14 protein-coding genes are annotated in these 21,382 nt (G+C 37.6%); 3 read left to right on the forward strand and 11 right to left on the reverse strand.

Annotated features, from left to right (window positions below):
* The first annotated feature begins 46 nt into the window (after positions 1-46).
* The 3 genes from K9M53_RS09535 (at position 47) to K9M53_RS09545 (ending at position 3,352) form a co-directional block, all read left to right on the forward strand.
* Entirely contained in the window at positions 47-1,012 is a 966-nt protein-coding gene (locus tag K9M53_RS09535; RefSeq protein WP_224014205.1) for an ion channel, read from the forward strand.
* A gap of 382 nt (positions 1,013-1,394) precedes the next feature.
* Positions 1,395-1,967 carry a hypothetical protein gene (locus K9M53_RS09540; RefSeq protein WP_224014206.1) on the forward strand — a complete coding sequence of 191 codons (573 nt, stop codon included), beginning with the start codon at positions 1,395-1,397 and terminating at the stop codon, positions 1,965-1,967.
* A gap of 176 nt (positions 1,968-2,143) precedes the next feature.
* Entirely contained in the window at positions 2,144-3,352 is a 1,209-nt protein-coding gene (locus tag K9M53_RS09545; RefSeq protein ID WP_224014207.1) for a tetratricopeptide repeat protein, read from the forward strand.
* Positions 3,353-3,399: 47 nt separating this feature from the next.
* On the opposite strand, the gene K9M53_RS09550 is transcribed toward K9M53_RS09545, so the two are convergent.
* The 11 genes from K9M53_RS09550 to K9M53_RS09600 form a co-directional block, all read right to left on the reverse strand.
* Positions 3,400-5,652 carry a GH92 family glycosyl hydrolase gene (locus tag K9M53_RS09550; protein ID WP_224014208.1) on the reverse strand — a complete coding sequence of 751 codons (2,253 nt, stop codon included), beginning with the start codon at positions 5,650-5,652 and terminating at the stop codon, positions 3,400-3,402.
* A gap of 108 nt (positions 5,653-5,760) precedes the next feature.
* Positions 5,761-7,044, reverse strand: coding sequence for a glycoside hydrolase family 71/99-like protein (locus tag K9M53_RS09555; RefSeq protein ID WP_224014209.1), 1,284 nt, complete (start codon positions 7,042-7,044; stop codon positions 5,761-5,763).
* A gap of 53 nt (positions 7,045-7,097) precedes the next feature.
* Entirely contained in the window at positions 7,098-8,138 is a 1,041-nt protein-coding gene (locus K9M53_RS09560) for a family 43 glycosylhydrolase (RefSeq protein WP_224014210.1), read from the reverse strand.
* Between the two features lie 8 nt (positions 8,139-8,146).
* Positions 8,147-9,151 (reverse strand): family 43 glycosylhydrolase, encoded by a 1,005-nt coding sequence (locus K9M53_RS09565; protein WP_224014211.1) that lies wholly within the window; start codon positions 9,149-9,151, stop codon positions 8,147-8,149.
* A 100-nt stretch (positions 9,152-9,251) separates the two neighbouring features.
* On the reverse strand, positions 9,252-10,934 hold the full coding sequence (locus tag K9M53_RS09570) for a hypothetical protein (protein ID WP_224014213.1): 1,683 nt from the start codon (positions 10,932-10,934) through the stop codon (positions 9,252-9,254).
* A 41-nt stretch (positions 10,935-10,975) separates the two neighbouring features.
* Positions 10,976-11,722 (reverse strand): DUF3823 domain-containing protein, encoded by a 747-nt coding sequence (locus tag K9M53_RS09575; protein WP_224014215.1) that lies wholly within the window; start codon positions 11,720-11,722, stop codon positions 10,976-10,978.
* Positions 11,723-11,742: 20 nt separating this feature from the next.
* Complete coding sequence (locus K9M53_RS09580; RefSeq protein ID WP_224014217.1) at positions 11,743-13,611, reverse strand: RagB/SusD family nutrient uptake outer membrane protein; 1,869 nt, start codon at positions 13,609-13,611, stop codon at positions 11,743-11,745.
* An 18-nt stretch (positions 13,612-13,629) separates the two neighbouring features.
* Positions 13,630-16,830, reverse strand: coding sequence for a SusC/RagA family TonB-linked outer membrane protein (locus K9M53_RS09585; protein WP_224014220.1), 3,201 nt, complete (start codon positions 16,828-16,830; stop codon positions 13,630-13,632).
* A gap of 454 nt (positions 16,831-17,284) precedes the next feature.
* Positions 17,285-19,435: a DUF5703 domain-containing protein gene (locus K9M53_RS09590; protein WP_224014222.1), complete on the reverse strand. Its 2,151-nt coding sequence runs from the start codon at positions 19,433-19,435 to the stop codon at positions 17,285-17,287.
* A gap of 2 nt (positions 19,436-19,437) precedes the next feature.
* Entirely contained in the window at positions 19,438-20,118 is a 681-nt protein-coding gene (locus K9M53_RS09595) for a GDSL-type esterase/lipase family protein (protein WP_224014223.1), read from the reverse strand.
* A 5-nt stretch (positions 20,119-20,123) separates the two neighbouring features.
* Positions 20,124-21,380, reverse strand: coding sequence for a glycoside hydrolase family 71/99-like protein (locus tag K9M53_RS09600; RefSeq protein ID WP_224014225.1), 1,257 nt, complete (start codon positions 21,378-21,380; stop codon positions 20,124-20,126).
* Positions 21,381-21,382 lie beyond the last annotated feature (2 nt).

The following is a 21,382-nucleotide window of genomic DNA, read 5'->3' on the forward strand; positions in this document are numbered from 1 at the left end:
TCTTCTGCTTTTATTAATTTACACAGTAATCCAAAAAACTGCATATATGTCTCGATTTAAAAGAAGCAATCCTTTTTCTAAAGTTAATAATGATACAGGCTTTGGGGCGAATGTTACCAATAACGGAGGTCGTTATATTAACCGCGACGGAAGTTTCAACATCCGCAAAGAAGGTATGCCTGCATGGGAACGATTCAGCATTTATCATTCCATGCTAAATATGTCCCGCTGGAAATTTTTTATTACGATCATATTGACATATTTCTCCATTAATCTTATATATACTTTTATTTACCTGCTGATCGGTCCGCAGCAATTACAAGGGCTTACTGCCACCACATCGTGGCAACTGTTTAAAGAGGTCTTTTATTTTAGCACGGAAACATTTACTACTGTGGGTTATGGGCGTGTAAACCCAATAGGCGATGCGGCAAATTTGGTAGCTGCTATTGAAGCAATGAGCGGCTTTTTATCTTTCGCTGTTGCAACGGGTTTAATTTACGGACGATTCTCTAAACCCAAATCATACCTGGTCTTTAGTAAACAGGCATTGATCTCTCCCTTTAGAGATAAAACTGCACTGATGTTTCGTTTTGCTTCTTATAAAGACAAACATGTATTGACCGATGTAGAGATACAGGTGAACATTGGGTTAAAGCTGCAGGATAATCCTGATAAAGATGCGACTTACAAATATTTTAATTTACCGCTGGAGCGCTCAAGAGTGGAGAATATGCCGATGAACTGGACCGTGGTTCATCCAATTGATGAACAAAGTCCGCTATGGGGTTTTAGTGTAGATGATATGATATTTGCCGATGTGGAAGTATATGTATTGGTACGTGGTTTTGACGACACTTATTCCAGCCTGGTATTGCAACGCACTTCTTATACTTTCCAGGAGATCATTTTTCATAAAAAATTTGTACCGATGTACAGGGAAAGTGATGAAGAACAAACTACTATTTTAGAATTGCATAAGCTGAACGAGTTGTTTGATGTAAAACTGTAACTATTATTATACTCACCGCTTATTTTTTAAAACTAAAAAGCTCTTCCCGCAGGAAGAGCCTGATCAATAAACATACTGCTGTCCTTAGTGATGCTTACGATGAAATCTTTACTTTAAAAGTACTGTTGGTTACATTTATAGAAGTACTTGACTGCGGGTCATAACCCGTAAATTCAAATGTTCCTTCTATATAATTTTTTTAAGGCTAATGATGATGTAAAAATCAATAAAAGGAGTACATGAGAACATACCCTGTAGAGGGTATTTATAGAAGTAAATGATTGTTAGATCTCTTAAAATTTTTCGCAAATTGGAAAGAAGACAATTAAAATTACTTTTGCGATCTTGTCAAAGCATTGATGCTAATTTTAAATAATATAGTATGACTTGGTTTTTTCTACACGGAAATGAACTTTTTATTCTCTTTTTGACTCCCATTGCTGGACTTATTTTTGACTTTTTCATAAACAAGAAGGCAACTTTCTACATTTTGGGAATAAGTCTATTCCTATTACTTCCACTATTAACAGGATACGGCTATACAATACCTTATACTCCTCAAATTTTGGGCTTAACAGCGCTAAGTTGTTTGTATGGGTTTTATTCAAAACAAATTGGAAAGAAGTCCATTAAAATTATTTCTGCGATCTTGTTTTCGGGACTTTTGTTTATTATTTTCGGTTATTTCGCTTTCATGAATTCAATGTCAGGATACCAAAGAGTAGAAAATAGCTGGACAATTAAAAACTATAAAATAGAATATATCGCTGACCAAGGTTTTGCAGGCGGTCCATTGATGAAGTATGAGATCAGCAAGTATGGGCTAATTCCAATTTTTATAAAAAAGATTGACTACTCAGTTGACAATGACACAACGAACAATTGTTTAATCCATTTTACAGACATTAAAATGGATTTTGATAAATGTAAAATAACACTAACTGAAAGACAATGAAATTGATGTCAACATTGTCCTACTGCTACATCACTAAAGCTTAAACCCGACAGCCAATCATTATGAAATTCCTCATACCACTAATATTAGTACTGTTCTCTTTTTGCTGCTATTCACAAACACTTGTATCAAACCAGAGCAAAATTGAAACGGCAAAAATAAAATTGAAAATAGCAATGACAGACTTTGATAGTTGCATGGTAACCTCTGACCTGGACAATTGTATTGTTACGTTATTAAAAAACACAGACAATGAATACAAGAAATATATTATCGGTGGTTTGCTTTATGATATAGATAAAGACAAGTCTTTTCAACTTCACAAGGAAACTTATTTATCAAAACCAGAGGATCTTAATTTTAATTTAGAATATGCAATTGAACTTCATAGAAATGGAGAATTTGAAGAAGCCGCAAAACTTTATGAAAAGTATGAAAAAGAAAAACCGGAAGATTTTAGAGTTAATGTTTGGTTGGCGGACTGTTATATAAATATAGGTGACGTTGAGAAATCAATTGAAAATTGGAACAAATCAGACCATCCCAATCATCATACGAGTATTGATTTTGCCATACATACCATTTATGGCAGAACTGACCAAATAAAACTTAGAAATGACTATCGCAAAGAAATTGAACAGGGGAATATAGAGGCATTTTATCCCTTGATCCTTCTTGACATGAATTGGGAGTTAGATTGGTGGAATTCAGTTATTCAGGAATATTTTTTGGCAGAAGATCTTCTTCTTGCAAAAAACAAGCTCAATCAAAACGACAATGATTACAAAATCATTCAGGCATACGTAAAGATCAAGAATCTTTCAAAATCGGGAAACAATAGCGATTCTATAAAGTCAATATTGATCCAGAATAAATTAATTATGGATTCTAATCCTTTGCCTACCAATGGTCAATTAACATCCGATCTTCTACGGATATGCTTTATTAATAAGATACTATCTGAAAATGATTTTTATAAACAGCGTGGGAACGATTTACTTAACCTTGCTAAAAAAACAAAAGACAAAGAGACATTAAATATTTATGCTTACCTACAAGCAACCGTGAATGATAAAGTTGACTCATTCATTGACAAGCTAGGCTGGACTGATTTTAAAGATGAGCGATTTGCAATTAGTTACTTTATGGGCAAGGCTGACAAAAACAGGTATGATGATAAAGAACTTTCGCAGGCATTAGCAGACTTTCCTAATTCATCAAAACTTTATTGGGTCAAGGCAAATTGTGCTAAAATTGAAAATAAACCATTAAGGCCTATTTTAATTGAGCTAATAAAAAGAGAATTTAAGACCTTAGGATCAGATGAAAATCATTCTTCTTATCCTTTAAAATCATATTTCTATTACCTGGAAAACGAAAAATAACTTACCTGTCATATAATTTTCATCCACCTACTAAGAGTATCAATAACCTATTTTACTCCCCAGCTTTTATTCGGCTTATCTCCCATCATTAATTCCAATGTTCCCCCATTTACAATATCATTGTGCGTAAAGAAAGGTGTATCCAATACTTTACCATTTAGCTTGGCTGATTGTACGTATTTATTTACATCCGAAGCATTGGTTGCAATTACTTTAAATGTTTTACCATTCGGCAAGCTGATGGAAACATTGGTAAATACAGGACTTCCGATCGTATACTCAGGTTTACCCGGAGTAACAGGATAAAAACCCATAGAAGAAAATACTACAAAGGCAGACATGCCACCACCATCTTCATCGCCTGGAATACCGAATATATTATCATCGAACCAGGTCTTTAATAATAAGCGAACACGTTGCTGTGTTTTCCACGGCGCATCGGTGTAATTATATAGATATGGAATAAAGAAGCTTGGTTCATTACCCATGGAGTATTGTCCTACCAACCCGCTTGCATCAGGGAACTTTGCCCAGAATTCATATTTGCTTCTGTCCAATCCTTCGCGGAATAACTGATCCAGGCGTTGTTCAAATCCTTTTTGTCCGCCCATTAAATTTATTAAACCGGGAATATCTTCCTGCACCTGCCATAAATAGGTCCAGCCATTGTTTTCATCATAGTAATCACGGCCGCCCATGCCGCCATCAAACTTAGGATCAATATCTATCCAATTGCCTTTATCATCTTTAGGCAAAAAGAATTTTTTATCTGCATTCCATAAGTTTTTATAATTGTCACTCTTTTTGATAAACAAAGAGTAGTCATCCTGCTTATTAAGATCCTTAGCCATTTGCGCTACTGCCCAATCATCGTAACAAGTGCCTAATGTAACGGCTACAGCCTGGCGTTTTTCAAAAGGATGCACTCTTGCTACGCTTTCAGTATCGCCTTTACGCAACGCCGGAAAGTAACCATTGGTATAATAAAATGAATCCAGTGAACAAGCCGGGCCGTTGCGCCACGGAAGCATGGTTGCTTGTGTAGAATTTTTGCGCATGCCTTCATATGCTTTGTTGAAATCGAAATTGCGCAAGCCTTTACGATAAGCATCTAACAACATTACAGAAGAATGAAAGCCATTCATACATGCATGATCACCAAACAACACCGGAAAGGTAGGCATCCAGCCGCTTTGATCGTACATGCGAACATAGGATTGTAACATGTCTTCTTCTCTCGCCGGATTTAAAATAGTGCGTAGAGGATGTAATGCCAGGTATGTATCCCATGTCCAGTCATCTACATAAAAAGGACGGGCATCTGTATGCACTTTATTATCGAAACCGCTGTAATACTTTCCGTCTTCAGTAATATTGATCATACGTTCATAGCAACGATATAAGGCTGTATAAAAACTTCTTTTCTCTGCATCTGTGCCGCCTTGCACTTGTATTTGCCCTAAAGTACTTGCCCATGCTGCTTTTGCTTTGGCAGATAATTGTTCAAAAGAAACATTGATCAGCTCTTCCGTAAAATTTTTCTTTGCCTGTTCTTCATCGATATAAGATATGGCATAGCGCAGTTCTATAGTGTTGCCTGCATTTTTAAAACTACTGTATGCTTTTACAGACTCACCTTCAATATCTTTTTGAGAAACAATTGAACCATTAGTGATCGTTCCATTTTGTGCAGGATGATTGAACCTGCCATACACGTACACTTTAATTGGCTCATGTCCTTTTTCAGGAGCATACCATTGCATACCAGTAAATGTACTATCGTTTATAAAATGCCAATTGTTTATACCACCGCTATAGGTATTCCATAATAAATTTTTAACCCCGTTAACAGGAAAAGTAAAACGAAACATTCCGGCTTTTTTTCCTTGCGTGTATTCTACCGTAACATCATCATTTAGTAAATAAGTTTTGTAATGCCAGGGCATACGTTGTTCATAGCTTTGATCGTATGCTATTTTTTTATTCCAACTGTTTTCGGTTATTACATTATCTGTATTCGGTAATAACGAAAAAGCCTGCCCTATTCGATGCGAAACCACGATCAATGGGAAGCTGCTTATCTCATCATCCAGGTAATCTTTACGGATAGGCGTCATGCGCATCATCTCATTTGGAAGCTGCATGGCAGGCCTTGTCGGCTCCAGCATCCATCCTACCCCGCCAATTTCAGGGCTTAAATAATTCAATACAGATGGATTGGTTTGAGATCGAACAGCAACTGTTGATAAGCAAAATATTCCACTTATCAATATTGCAATCGTTTTTGAAAAAGTATGCATACTATATTTTATTAAAAATAGGGCATCTTTACAGATGCCCATCTAAAAACAATGAAACGATCAATGGCTATAACTCTTCTATTATATTTTTCTCTACTAAAATTTTGCTTAAGGCATCGGCTTTGTCGGACGTGTAGCAGTTAACCCAATAGTTCCCAGGAACATTTTTCTACCATCCTGTGTAAGACGCATATAATAGTCTGATGAACAAGCAGTGCCATCTTCATCCAAACCAAGAATACCGGAACCGGCAGGGATCATAGATGCATTCTCTGCTGTTTTCGCAATTTGGTTTCCTTCGTTATATTCATCAAACATTGAAATATAAATACCTTGTGAGCCTGCTCTTGTCATATTATAAAATTGACGCCACATGAAATCTCCGTGAGCACGCTGTTTGTCTTGTAATGTACCGGGTAATACGCAAGGTTGATAATCTATCCCATTGGCTTTACAGAAGGCTACATCCGGAACATTTGTTTGAGTATAGAAATTATCGGAATCAATTGGCTTGCTCATACGACCCACCATCCATGGAGACAACATGTTAAATGCTTTGTATACATTGATAAAGCCGGCCTTTGAATCGCTATTCTGATCACGCCAGTGTGTGGGAACACCCCCTATTACATAACAACCCTGGTCTTTAAACCATTGAATAACATCCAAACAAACATCCGGGGTCCAGGGGTGATTATCATCATTGAATCCGAAGCCCCAGATACAAACAACCGGTTTGCCGTTTTGCATAGCATAGGCTGATGATGACGTATATTGTTTCATTTTGTTTGTCCAATCGGCTTTAATTTCTGTTTGCATGTTTGTCCACTGCGTTACATCATACATAATATAAAACTTGCGGCCATATTTTTCTGCAGAGGTTTTCACCTTAGCTGTAACAGCATCTCTTACCGGACCTTCTATACCATTAGGATTAAAACGTTGCAACGCGGCCACATCAAGGTCATATTGTTGCATCCAGGAGAATTGCACATCCACAGTTTGCGCATCATAATCAGAAAATAATTTTGCAGGATCCCCGCTTCCTAAGTTAGGATAGGCGGTAGCGTAAGTATTGGTATAATCACGAACATCCGGCCAGGATATGATTGCTGTATTGGTTAAAGAAGGCGCCTGCCCCCAATTGCCGGCCCAATGCCACCACTTTGTATCTGATGGACCACCATCGCCATCACATGCAAACCATCCCTGGTACCCCACGGTGATCTTTCCTACTACATCACCGGCAGGAGAAGGCCAAGGAGTAGTAACCGTGGTATCATCACCGCCTCCAGATGGCTTATACCTTCCCAGGTCAATATCTTTTGCACAACTTGAGGCAAGTATTGCCGCTGTTAATACATACAAAAAATTTAGCGCAAGCTTTTTCATATTACTGTTATTTACGTTTGTTTATTTTCAATTATCGTTTTGTTACAGTTAAATTAATTCCCTGTAGTTTGAATTACTTTTTTAATAAGACCATTATCATAATACCCCAATGTATCTACACACACAGAGCGAAGCCAATCGTAATTTGATATTGCAGAATTATGATAGAATGCATACCATTTACCTTTGAACTGTACGATGGAACCGTGGTCTGTGGAACTTGTTGTTGATTCTATGTAAACACCTCTATATTGCCATGGACCTAATGGGCTGCTGCTTACAGCGTACGCCATTTGATTTCCTTTATGTGCATTGCTATTACTATAATTGTTGGCATACGATAAGTAGTACATTCCATTTCGCTTATGCACCCAGGTTGCTTCATGAAAATCCTGTAAGCCATCCATACTTTTCATCTGCCCGTCAATCTCCATCATATTAGATTTCAGCTTTCCTCCTTTACACGTGCCGCCGCCACCGTAATACAAATAAGCTTGTCCGTCATCGTCAACAAATATGCAAGGATCGATCAATGATTCTAATCCGTCAATATATTTTTGAAAAGTAAAATTGGCTGCAGGTTCAGAACTTGTTGCTACTCCAATTTTCCAATTTGTATTCCATGGTGAATCTACCGCATGAGGAAAGTATAAATAATAAGTTCCATTCTTATAAGCGCAATCAGGTGCCCACATAAAAGAGCCTTCGGACGTACCCGGGTATTGCAATGTATTTACCTGGCTTGCTTCCAGCACCTGCCCATGATCAGTCCAATGCACCATATCATCGGTAGAAAACACATGATATTTATCCATCCAGTTACAACCGTAAGCCGGTGGTATATCATGCGAAGCATATACATATAATCTTCCATCTGCCCATACATGCGCCGATGGATCAGCAGTGTACATGTCCGTTATGAAAGGATTTTTATGGTTCGCATCAAAATACCTCCATGCCGCATAATTACTTGTATCGACAGTAGTAGTTGTATCTGTAGGAGGCGGAGGTGGAGTACCTGTGGTGCTGCTTTTGGAACAGCTAACCAATACTATTAATATAAACGCAACAAAAATCGATCTGCTCTTATTCATAAGTTTATTTATTTTTTACTCGCCACAGAATCTTTTAATCCTGATGTTTGAACTACCATTTTAATGGTACCATCTTCATTGTAATATAATTTATCTACGCAAACAGAACGCAACCAATCCTGGTGCGATAAGGCACTGTTATGATAGAAAGAATACCATTGTCCTTTGTATTTTACAATAGAACCATGATTGGTATAGCTATCCGTTGGCTCCATATAAATGCCTTTATACTCCCACGGACCTAACGGGCTTTTGCTTACCGCATAATTCATCCTGTTATGCTTACCGTCTTTGTCATGATTATCTGAGTAAGATAAGTAATACAATCCATCTTTTTTATGTACCCATGTAGCTTCATGAAAATCCTGTAAGCCTTCCATGGTTTTCATTTCGCCATCAACTTCCGTCATATTATCTTTTAACTTACCCCCTTTGCAGGTTCCACCGCCACCATAATAAAAATATGCCTGTCCGTCATCATCAATAAACACACAAGGATCTATCATTGATTCTAACCCTTGTATATAACCCTGTACCTTAAAATCGCTGGCAGGCTTATCACTAACGGCTACGCCTATCTTCCAGGTTTTGTTCCAATCTGTTCCGCTTGGGTGAGGAAAATAGAAATAATATTTCCCATTTTTATATGCACAATCCGGCGCCCACATAAAACCACCTTCGGTTCTGCCCCAGGGAACCTGGCTGGCACGTAATATTTCTCCATGATCTTTCCAATGGATCATATCATTAGTAGAAAATACATGATATTGATCCATCAGGTCGCAACCTCTTGCAGGATAAATATCATGCGAAGCATATACATACAATCTTCCATCTGCCCATACATGCGCTGATGGATCAGCGGTGTACATATCCCGTATGATCGGGTTGCTTATAGAAGCCTTTACCTTTTTATTTTGTTTTATCCAGGAGATCGTTCCTGTTACAACAACACCTACAACAATCAATATTGCTATTGCTTTTACTTTTGCTGTTACGTTTCCTGCTCTCATATAAACCGCTTTATCATTTGTTTAAAGAAGGCAGAAAACAGATCACTCTTGTTTCCTGCCATTCGCTGCTAATTGAGAAAACTACTGCTACCTATTTTAATTATTTACGTTGAATAATAATATTATCAATTCCAAACGTATAATCAACTGCAACCTTATCTGTTGACCAGAAGAATATTTTGAAATAATTCATGGCTGTCAGATCTGGACCACCATCGCCTGATACATACCCGTCTGAAAGATTAAGCTTGACAAGATTCCAGCCATTGTTCAATGTTGGGATTATGTTTGCTAAGCCCCAACCTACACGATTTTTATCCGGGTCTTTTGCACTACTGAATTGTATCTGTCCATCTAATTTTAAAATAGAAACATCAGGAACAAAGAACCAGAATTGCAATTGACCGTTATCTATGGTTACTTTAGTATCAACATTGGTTGGCAAGGTTTTAATGAATTGTAAAAAGTCGTTACCTGTTTTCAATGTTCCTTGTAAGTAACCTGCTCCTTCTTTTTGTCCTGCAGTAGCAATAACAGGAGTACCCACTGTTTCCCAACCATCTGCCGCATCGCAATTGTCTATTACAACCGGAGGTGGTGGTGGTACCGCAACTACTTTAATATCATCGATACCAAAGGTTTGATCTGCTGCCGGTTTATTGTTAAGCCAGAAGAACATTTTAAAATAATTCATGGCTGTCAGATCAGGACCACCATCGCCTGATACATACGCATCGGCAAAATTTAATTTTATCAGGTTCCAACCATTGTTCAATGTTGGGATTATATTTGCTAATCCCCAGCCAATACGATTTTTATCGGGATCTTTTGCACTACCAAATTGTATCTGTCCATCTAATTTCATTAAAGAAACATCCGGAACATAGAACCAGAATTGCAATTGACCGGTTGTCATTGTTACTTTGGTATCAACATTAGTTGCTAAGGTTTTAATGAACTGTAAGAAGTCATTATCAGGATGAATAGTTCCTTGTAAATAACCGGTACCTTGCTTTTGTCCTGTTGTTGCGATAACAGGTGTACCTACTGTTTCCCAGCCATCGATCGCATCTGCAGGATCGATCTCTACACTATTGTCCGGTGGTGGTGTGGTGGTTTGTTTTCTTTTAAATTGAATGCCATCTATTGCGCAAACAAAATCTGCAGTTGTTTTATCAGCTGTCCAGAAGAACATTTTGAAGAAGTTAACTGCAGTTAAATCTGCAGGTCCGTCGCCGGCAACATTTGCAGCACTTAGATCTAAGGTGATATGATTCCATCCATTTTGTAAAGTAGGAATGATAGACGCAAAGTCCCATCCATATCTTTTAGAATCAGGATTAGTGCCTGAACTACTGATCTGTATCTGTCCATCTAATTTCAATTTGCTTACATCCGGGATGTTTAACCAAAAAGTTAACTGCCCGTTGTCTACTGTTGTTTTTGTATCTAATGCAGGCGTTCTTTGTTGTTTAATGAACTGAAGAAAATCGTTACCCGTTGTAATTGTTCCCTGGATATAACCTGTACCTTCTTTTTGTCCTGTTGTTTGAACGATAGGCGTACCAACGGTTTGCCAATCGCTACCCCAATCACCCACTGCATCGCAGGCATCAAACATTACCAGTGTTGTATCAACCGGTGGTGGCGGTGTTGTTGTATCAATTACCGGAGGGAGTATTCCGCTGGTATCTCTGGAGGGATAATTTTCTTTTGTACACCCCGCAATAACAAATGCCATTAGGATAATGACGCCTGCTATTATTGATTTTAATGATTTCATTGTTTTTATATTTAAGAATATGATAGAAAAATCAAATCGTTTTATTGATAAGTAACCTGCATGATGTTAGATAGATTAGAGCTTCGATAACTATCATTGAACTTTATACCTGCCCGTATAAAAAATGATCTTTCTTTAAGAGGTGTTGGAAATGGAATTTTGATCTCACAATTTTTATCTCCGTCTGTAAAATCTGCCCATTCTTTAGAAAGAGGCACGATGTATTTTCTTGGATCATCCTTAGTACCGCTTGATAACACATCAATAGAAGCACCCGGACCAACGAATTGTGTGGCGCTTGTATACACCTGCATTTCCAAAGGCTTAGGAATACCATCTATAGGCGCTTCCAAATGAAAATCCACTACTAATGTTGTATCATCAAAATGCGCAGAAGCATTGTTAAGGAACAGATAAGGTATCAATTGAAAATCCAATTTCGAACCTTTTGTAACATCTATTTCTTTTGATTCCACCGGCCAAAATGCACCACCTAAAATGGATACCCGATAATGCCCGCTGAACAGTTCGGTATTTTGATATGTACCGTCTGCTTTAATCGGAATATCTTGAGGTGTAGGAGTACTGCTCCAACTCAATTGTTCCAATCGGATACTAAAGTTGGATGTACATGTTTGAATAGTGTCTGCATTATTGCTACCATCAACAAACATTGTTCCTGACAAGGATGCATCCGGACCCAGATAATTATCTTCCTTAACACAAGAAGACAACCCTATTATGCTTATTGCTACTACTGCTAAAATTGAACTGAATTTAAGTTTCATGTCTTAATGATTTATGATTCTTAGTAACCGGGATTATTTGGATAGAGGTTAGGATTTTTTGCCAATTCACCGCCTGGTATCGGCTCGTAATAATATTTCTTTTCGAAATTGTAATTACGATCGAACAACTCTGTTTCTTTTAAGAAAATGTATTTGTTTTCATTGGCAACATAATAAGGCATTATACCTTTAAAGTGTGCATTGTTTAAAAGAACGTCAGCAATTCTCCATCTTCTGATATCCCACCAGTAATGATGTTCGAACGCCAATTCTTTACATCTTTCATTTTGCACTGTTTGTGCCGTCATATCTGATAAAGAGAATGCGGATGCACCTGCTCTATCTCTAATATCATTTAAACAAGTAAGCGCATCATTCACCTGCCCTGTTTCAATGTCTGCTTCTGCCCTGTTCAATAACACTTCTGCATATCTCAATTCTATCCAGGGTGTAGTACTTGAGAATAATTTCACATCAGCAATGTTTTTATTGTAATCGATATATTTACGAACATAGAAACCGGTTCGTGTATTATCATCGCTACCAAAAGCCGGCGGATACATACCTGCATACCCATTCACCAATCTTCCGTTGTTTAACGTATTGTGATTACCTGAACGTAAATAAGTTCTTGACGCTACCGGTTTAGCAACTTCGTCAGCTGCAGTACCGCTAAAAGATGGATAAGTACCTTCCTGCTGATCGAAGAGCTTACCTCTTAACATATCACCCGGAAAATATACCGTACCTCTTAAACGTGGTTCTAAATTCTGGAATGGATCGCCGATATTATCAAAACGTTTTGGTGTTCCATCAGGATTGGTAATCCCATTTAGTGAATCTGTACGTTCTACGAATTCCAATGTTGGATAAGATCTTGACAATCCTTCACTGGTCATATAATTCAAGCCACTGTTGGGCGAGTAAGTAGCATCCCAGCTATGGCATCTTTCAGGATCGCCTGCATAAAAACCTCTTACCAAAATATTTTCAGGACTTGTAGCATCTAAGAAAACATCGGTGTAGTTTTTTACTTTATCTGCTGATTTGCGATATAAAGAATAATGTCCTTCCAAGGTTTTTGCTGCATCAATTGCTTTTTGATAATAAGCATTTGCTTTCCCGGCATCAATCCCAACAAAACCATTTGCACGAGCATCACCATCAACATAATTTACTGAACCGTATTTGGCAATACTTCCGGCATATACCATTGCTCTTGATTTCAATGCCATGGCTGCATATTTGTTTGCTCTTTCAGGCGCATTGGCTTCAGGTAATAATGCATAAGCACTATCCAGATCATTACCAATAAAATCCCATGTTTCTGCCTCTGTATTACGAGGGACTTGTAACTCTTCAATAGTTTGCTGAGGATATGTAAGTACTCTTGTAACAATTGGCACACCTCCATATCTTTTTGCTAAAGCGAAATAAGTATATGCTCTACAGAAATAAGCCTCTCCTAAAAATTGATTCACCTGGTCTTGTGTATAACCGGATGCATATTTAGGCATTGTTTGAATAAAGTAATTTATATTACGGATATCAGTATAAGGCCAATAGCCAAAGCCACCACCAATATCCATACCGCCATAAGGTCCTACCATTTCTCCACAAGCGGCGCCGGAATGGTAAAAATGTTCCCATTCATGGTGCAAATTGAATGCTACATCGCCCACACCATCATTACGACCATCGGGACGATACTGAAAATCTTCGATAGGAAGCTTTCTGTACATGGTGGCGAAATAAGTAGTTATACCTGCTTCAGATTTGAATATCTGATCATCGAGTATGATATTAACAGGTTTTATATCATCCAGGTGTTGGCAGGAAGTAATGGATAAGAATATTCCCAACGTAACTGCTATCAATAGTTTGTTCATATATTTTAAATTCAAAGTTTAGAATGTTATGTTACCGCCAATATTGAATGTTCTGTTCAAAGGATATTTATAACCACCCAATGCATCATTAAAAGAAGCATTAGGGAAAGTACCCGGATGTTCAGGATCAACACCATCTTCCAAACCGGTAAACGTTAGCAGGTTATAACCGTTGACATACACACGGCAATTTTTAATACCTACTTTATTCAATAAACGTTTAGGTAACGTGTATCCAAATTCCAATGTTTTTAATCTTACATACGATGCATTCAATATGCCTTTAGTTGAATTATTTATTTGCGAGTAGTCATAACCCATTGATGGATACTTACCGCCTATCCATTGTGTATTGGGATCATAAATATTATCCGTAGGATTTACAGTATGCCAGCTATCTAAAAATTTAGACAAAGCACTTCCATTATACATTAACGGCATTGCCTGTTGTTCGCCATATTCTGTCCAAACTGCAGCTGCACCAGCAAACAAGGCTGTTACATCAAAGCTTTTAAAAGTAATGCCGATATTGAAACCAAAATTTATTAAAGGAAGATCCTGCGTGGCTATCGGGTGATAATCATCTCCATTAATAACTCCATCACCATTCCAATCCTGCATATAATAATCGCCCGGAACAATTGTGTTATTACCGCTACCATTATTTACAGGAGAGTTATATATCTGCGAGTAGCTGCTGTATTGCCCACCATAATCGGTTCCCCATAAAATATTGGTATACCTGTCTGCTTGTCCACTTTTCCACGCCAAATATTCATTTCCAAACACACCATCTTCTGTATGTACTAAGTTGTGTGAGCGAGAATAAGAAAAATTGCCGGCTAGTAAAAGACCCAGATCCTTACCTATCCTATTCTTATATGCAAGACTTACTTCAATGCCTCGTGTTTCCCTGGAATCAGCATTTACCAAAGGTTGCGTTTGACCTGTAGTACCTGGTATTGTTACTAATGAAGGAGCTAATACTCCATAGATGTCGCGATTATAATATTCAACCGTTCCATCTACTTTTCCATTAAAAAGGCTAAAATCTACCCCGATATTTCTAATGATAGTTGGCGACCATGATAGATCAGGATTAGCGGTAGGACGAGGTGTTAATCCAGTAACAAATTGCCCGTTGAACATGTATCCTAATACTTTGTTATCGGCAGGATCTACAGATGGATAATCATATCCCTGTAAGTATTGATAATTGATCCTGCCATCCGTAGCATCCGCTATTTCAGCATAAGACGCCCTGAGCTTTAAATTGCTAATGAATTTTGGAGAGATATTATTTTTAAAGAAAGGTTCATCACTAATTCTCCAGCCTACAGAAACCCCCGGAGTAAATATCCATTGCTTATTCCCATAAAACTGGTTAAAAGCATCTCTTCTAAAGCTAAATTCCGCCAGGTATCTTCCTTTGTAATCATAATTAACTCTGCCAACAATTGATTTTTTTGCAGATTCGCCTACTCCATTTTGATTAGCCGATCCTATTTCTCCTGTTCCTGCTATACCCTGGAAAAGATTATAAAGCAATGGTAAAGGAAGATAGCGTTGTGCAAAAATATTATCGGATGTACCATGTAATTCTTCATAAAGCAATAAAGCTGTAACATTATGCACTTTCTTAAAGGAGGCAGCATAGTTAAGTGACAACTGCATTACTGTAGAATTGCTGGTACCATAAGCCCTGTTTAAGATAGGATCGTTTAAAGCACCCGATCCATTAACCAGCGAAGGAACATACGTGCTATCGCTTGCGTGAAACGAATACAGATCGTATACATTCCTGTAACTGGTATTATCAGATACATAATATGCGTACGTGTAAGCACCTTTTGCCCTTAACCCTTTTATACCAGGGATATCATATTCCAGGCTTCCCTGAGCCTGTATTTGCCTGGATGTTGATTTTACATATCCAACCTGTGAAGGATCGATCGCTGCAACAGGATTCACATTATCCGGCATTACATTTAAGTAATAGGGATTGTTGTTGGCATATATCTGGTTGATCGGAAGTGCATTCCATGCATATTTGAATATATTCCACAAAGGCTGAAAAGGTTGATTTTTTGTATCAGAATAACCTGAAATCAACAATTGAGCACGTAGCCTGTTATTGATCTTTACATTTATATTAGAACGCAAATTCCAACGGGTGTAATCCAATGCATTTGATTTTAATAAGCCATCCTGTTTTGTATACCCCAAACTTGTAAACGTGCTTATCTTATCGTTACCGCCGGTGATATTTATATTATGTTGTACCTGTGGAGACGTGGTATTAAAAGCAGCATCTATCCAATCAGCACCTTTTGCCGTTCCGTTTATCCATGGCTGCAGATCATAATAACCATAGTATAGAGGTGCAGTGGCATCTGCATACAAGCTCATATCACGTTTTGCTTTTTCGTTGGTCAACATCATATAGTCAACCGGACCAACGCCCTGGGGCATTCCTAAAAATTGCTGGATGGCACGATTAAAAGAATAGGTTATATCCAGTTTGCCATCTTTATTCGCTCCTTTTTTAGTAGTTACTAATATAACACCAGAAGCTGCATTAGCTCCATATACTGCTGCAGCAGCATCTTTCAATACCGAAATGCTTTCAATTTCATTAGGATCCATTCTTTCCAATGCCCCCCCGGGAATTCCATCAATTACTACCAATGGAGCACCACCATAACCACGTATATCATATGAATTTTCATAAGAGCCCGGCTCTGCAGTTTTTTGCACCATACGCAAGCCCGGTATTTTACCGGTAAGCATATTATAAGTGTTTTCATTTTTTGTGGTCACCAACTCACTTCCTTTCAATGTAGCGACTGAGCCGGTCAAATTAACTTTCTTTTGCGTGCCATAACCTACTACAACTACCTCACCAAGGTCTGCCGACGCAGCACTTAAGCGTGTACTTATTGTTGAACGCCCATTGATCTTTTCTGTAATGTCTCCAAAGCCAACATAAGAGAATGTGATCTCTTTTGCTTTATCCGGAACTGTAATAGAATACTCTCCCGCATCGTTGGTGGTGGTTGCTACTTTAGCAGCCCCCGAACCTGCGGTTACGGTTACACCGGATAATGGAGCTCCATCTTTTGAATTGGTAATTTTTCCTGTGACGGTTCGCTGTTGTGCCAGGGCACCGAGCGGTAAAAAGAATGCGACAACTAATAGTACCCGAAATACTTTTTTCATACTGCAATTGTTTTAAGTAACGTTTTATTTAAACCGGATCAATAAAACATTTAATACGATCTTATTAATCCATTTAATAACAAGAAAATTATGGCTCTAGAAAGATTGACAAGCAATTAGTGTTCGTTATACACCTGTGATCTAAATCATTGAATCACATATACAAAGTCAAGCAATCACTTAGCAAAAAAACTAACAAAACCTTAACACAGTGATTAAAATCCCATTAAAACGCAATTAATTTTGGCTTTTTTTGAACTTTTCTTTTATAACTGAGTAAGAATCAAGTAAAATTACTGTCTCACTTAGAAAAGAATGTCTATAATCACTGCGCCTTTATTTCAAAACTCTCCAAAACAGGTTAAGAATCCTAAAAATATAAGAACTGTATAGAGCTATTTATCTTAATAATGCTATTAATAAGCTTATTAATAACCATTTAAGGTTCTCCCGATTATTCATTTATTATAACATCCTGTCTCCTGTATTCAGGTATAACTTTTATTTCTTCCAGTTTCCCATTTCGCACTTTTCCTTCTATTGTAGTTTTATAAGGAGCGTTTAATTTAAAATTCGCATTCCATTCTTTTGGCCAAGCCGGTAAGATCATGATCTTTTTACCGTCTGTTTGTAATAACATTTGTTGTAACCCGTTTTCGCCATTTCCACCGTTATCTTCATCAGGAAGATAATCGGCACCCACATCCCAAAAAGCAGGAAATTTTAAGCCAGGCGCTTTTCGGGTAAGGTTAAACGTTATGTAATCTTTTGCTGTTTCAGCCAAACCCAACATTGCAGCCTGAACGGGATCTTGAAACCAGCAACCTTTTTCCTTAAATTTTCTGATAGCGAATGTATTTTTTGCCAGTTCCAGATCAGGCTTTCCCAAACCATACAACCGGAAAGGATAGATCGCATACAATTCCGGATTTTCTGCATTATGAGATTTTATTATCTGAGGACCTGTATAAGGCAACAAAACCTGTGCTCCTTCTTTTGTACCTACGGGTAATGGTGGCAATTCATTTTGAAAGCGAATCCATTCTTTGCGCTGTTGTTCGTTTATTAAACTACCCGGCAAAGCAATCAATCTTGACAATACTGCATGTAACCCTGCAATATCGGGAGCAGGGTTGTGCACTTTCCAGAACATTTCAATCGAATTATCAGGATCTAACAATAATTTGCCCGAAGAATCTCTACCAAAATGCTTATCAAAGAATAAAATTCCATTGGAGGCTATCGGCAATAAAATATTTTTAGCAAAGGCTGTGTCCTGGGTATACTCAAAATAATCAAACGCCATCATGCTCAATTCCAAAACCGGCGTAAAGTAATGTCCTGTCCAGTTTTCTTTTACTTCAGGTCCCATATATAAAAGTCCGCCCCAAAACGGAGATGTTTCCGCAAAGTAAGAACCGGCATGATCATAATATTTCCTGACCAACGGCTCATTTGCCTTGATCATATTCGCATACATTTTGAACAAAGGCAGCATTATATCAAAATCTCCTGCCTGCAATCTTGGCCAATACATAGGTCTTGTATTTTGAAACCAATATTGGCCTCCCCATTCTCTAAAGTCCGCATTCATTGGAGTTAAAGGCTGATTTTTATCTCTGCCATTATAATCCGGGTTATCAACATTAAAAATAGAACCGTTGAATTTTACCGGGTAAGCACCCCTGCCTGAGCAAGCAGTAACATACCGTTGCAATAAATATCCTTCTGTGGTTTTAGTTGCTATGCTATCACCCTCTATAAATATCCAACTACGGTTCCAAAAATCATCCCACCATTTATAATGTGCTTTTCTCGCAGTTTCAGTATTTGTCTTATTTAGGTTGATGACCTGTTGATCGTTTGTACTAATCCAATTGTCAGGTGTATTCACATTTTGGGTCAGAGGATAAATAGAAATAACCTGATTAACTGATGCATGGGATGATTGTAATGTGGACTTGTCAGTTTTTACTAATCCTCTTCCATCAATTGTAGCACCAAACACAATATTTCTTAAAGCAGAATCAGCCTTTTCCGAATTATGATGATACCATTGAATGCAATTCGATTTATTTAAAACAGTGTCTCCTTCGCCGTTAGTTCTCCAATTATCCAAAGTAACTTTTAGTGAAACAGGATAACCACTTGCCTGTTCAATACGAATGACAGGATTGTTAGCATCTACCCAAATTTTAAAATCAATAGCATTATTACCCGTTCCTTCAGTTATCAATAGCTCACTTTCATGCAACTTTAATATTTGCCTGAAATAATCTCCTTTTTTAAAATGATTATTGACAACACTTATACGCACCAATCCTAACTTCATCAATACTCCACCTTGTTTCATCCAATCTCCCCTATCTTTTACTTCTTCTCCCCATGCATCTGTTTTAGAAATATAAAAAGAGATATCGCCGTTTGCTTCTGTCCATACATTCAGCCCAATATCACCATTACCAATAGGCATAGATTGATAAGATGTTGGTCCGGGTTCATCCCAACTAACATTGTATTTGTTTAATAATGCTACATCAATACGTTGTCCAAACGTTGTACTTATTAAACCAATAAAAAAGAAAAGTAAGCAATATTTTTTCATATTTATTTTACTGTCTTACCTGTTAATGCTTTAAAAATAGTTTTTGCCATGATGGTTGCGCCTGCGGCATTTGGATGAATACCATCCGGGAATAGATCACTATGTTGTTTCAATGGTTTGTATAGATCGATCATTGGTATTTTAAGTTGGTGCGCCAGTTTCTTTTTCATGGGATCTAATTCCTTATTTACTACAGAAGCCCTTATTCCCCATTTATCCTGGAACACAGGGATCTCTCTGCATAAATATATTTTAGGGTGAGAAGATAAATTTTGAAAGATGGTTATCATTTCAATATAGTCACTTAAGAATTCATCTTTATATTGCCAGTTCTGTGGCTGCACATCATTCACTCCAATATTAAAGATCACGATGTTAGGAAGAAAAGCTTGTGCATCTTTAAATGCCTGTGTATTCCAATAGGGCAAGCTTCCTTTCTTTATTATTCCTGATGCATCCACTCCGAAATTTTTTACATCCCATTTACTACCAAGCATTTTCCCAAGCTGCGCAGGAAAAGAATTTACCTCCCTGTTTTCTATATTGCCACCATAGGTTGTACTTGCACCGATGCAGGCAATACGAATCGTATGATTATATACCAAAGTATCAACAACTTTGCTTTGGGCAATTGATGTTATTCCAAAAAGAAAACTTATCAATATGATGAAGGCATATTTCATCTTTATTAGTTACGAACAGGTTTTATTGCAGAATACTTTTTATCTCCATGAAACCAGTTAGCGGCTTGTCCTGCCAACCATAAATAATAATCACTTTTTAAACTGTCATCAATTTCTACAAGAACCCCTTTTGGATTTAACGGCAGGTTACTTTTTGTAGCGCATTTAAAGATCGATGTGCCTTCATTCATTTCATCAAACATAGCAATGTAAAGCATGGAAGCATTAGCTTGTTTTGCTCCTGCAACCTGTTGCCAAAAGAAGTTTCCATTTTCCCTGTCGATCGTTCTTGCATTTGGTCCATTCATATTCCTCCATGAAAAACCGGGGAACGCTAAAGGCACATAGTCCACATTATTGTCTTTACACCATTTCATATCATCTACTATATGTTGATGAAACTTTGGATAATCTTTCATTTCGTACCTACCAACAAACCATGGTGCCGCGATAGCACATTTTTTAATCAATGTATGCAGGCTATCACTTTTTATTGCATCAAAACCAAAGTCACGCCAGTAAGTAGGCACACCCAACATTACACTATAACCTCTTTGATTTAGTCCATCTATAATTTTATCGGCTTCCGTAAACCCATACCTGCGATTATCATTAAAACCCACGCCCCAAACTGTTACCAATGGCCTACCATTATGATGCAGATATGTTGGAGAGATGATCGAATCTTTATTCAGCAACCCATATTTTTTATTCAATTCATCAATATCATTTAATACCAGAGAAACATCTTGTGGGTTCATACCACTTAAATCATACATAATACATATAGCCCTGTTGTTGAGCTTTGCTGCCTGCATAGCATTTTCCAATACAGTATTGAAATGATGTTTGCCACTGGCGCTTCTTATCTCTGCAACAAAACGCTGCATAAACACACCATCAATTCCGTAATCTTTCATCCATTTAAAATGCAGGTCAACCGTGCTTTTATCATAAGCGCTGAAAACTGTAGCTGTTTTACCATCGCTGAATTTAAAATCAGTAGGATATTGTTTTTGATATTCCGTCATGTCCGGCCATAGATCAATCTCGCATGAACCCGGAGCAAACACGTTTCTTCTTTGAAAATGATGCCAGCTACGACCGGCTCCATCTGTGGGTGTATTGAACCATCCCTGGTAACCGGCCATTACCAATCCTTTATAGGTAGGATAATGATACCCGTTAGTTGTATCCTGTGCATATAGTATTCCTGTAATTAATATGCATGTTATAAGTGTTATCAATCTATTGCTATTCATAG

The organism is Ferruginibacter albus, assembly GCF_020042285.1.
Lineage (GTDB): Bacteria > Bacteroidota > Bacteroidia > Chitinophagales > Chitinophagaceae > Ferruginibacter > Ferruginibacter albus.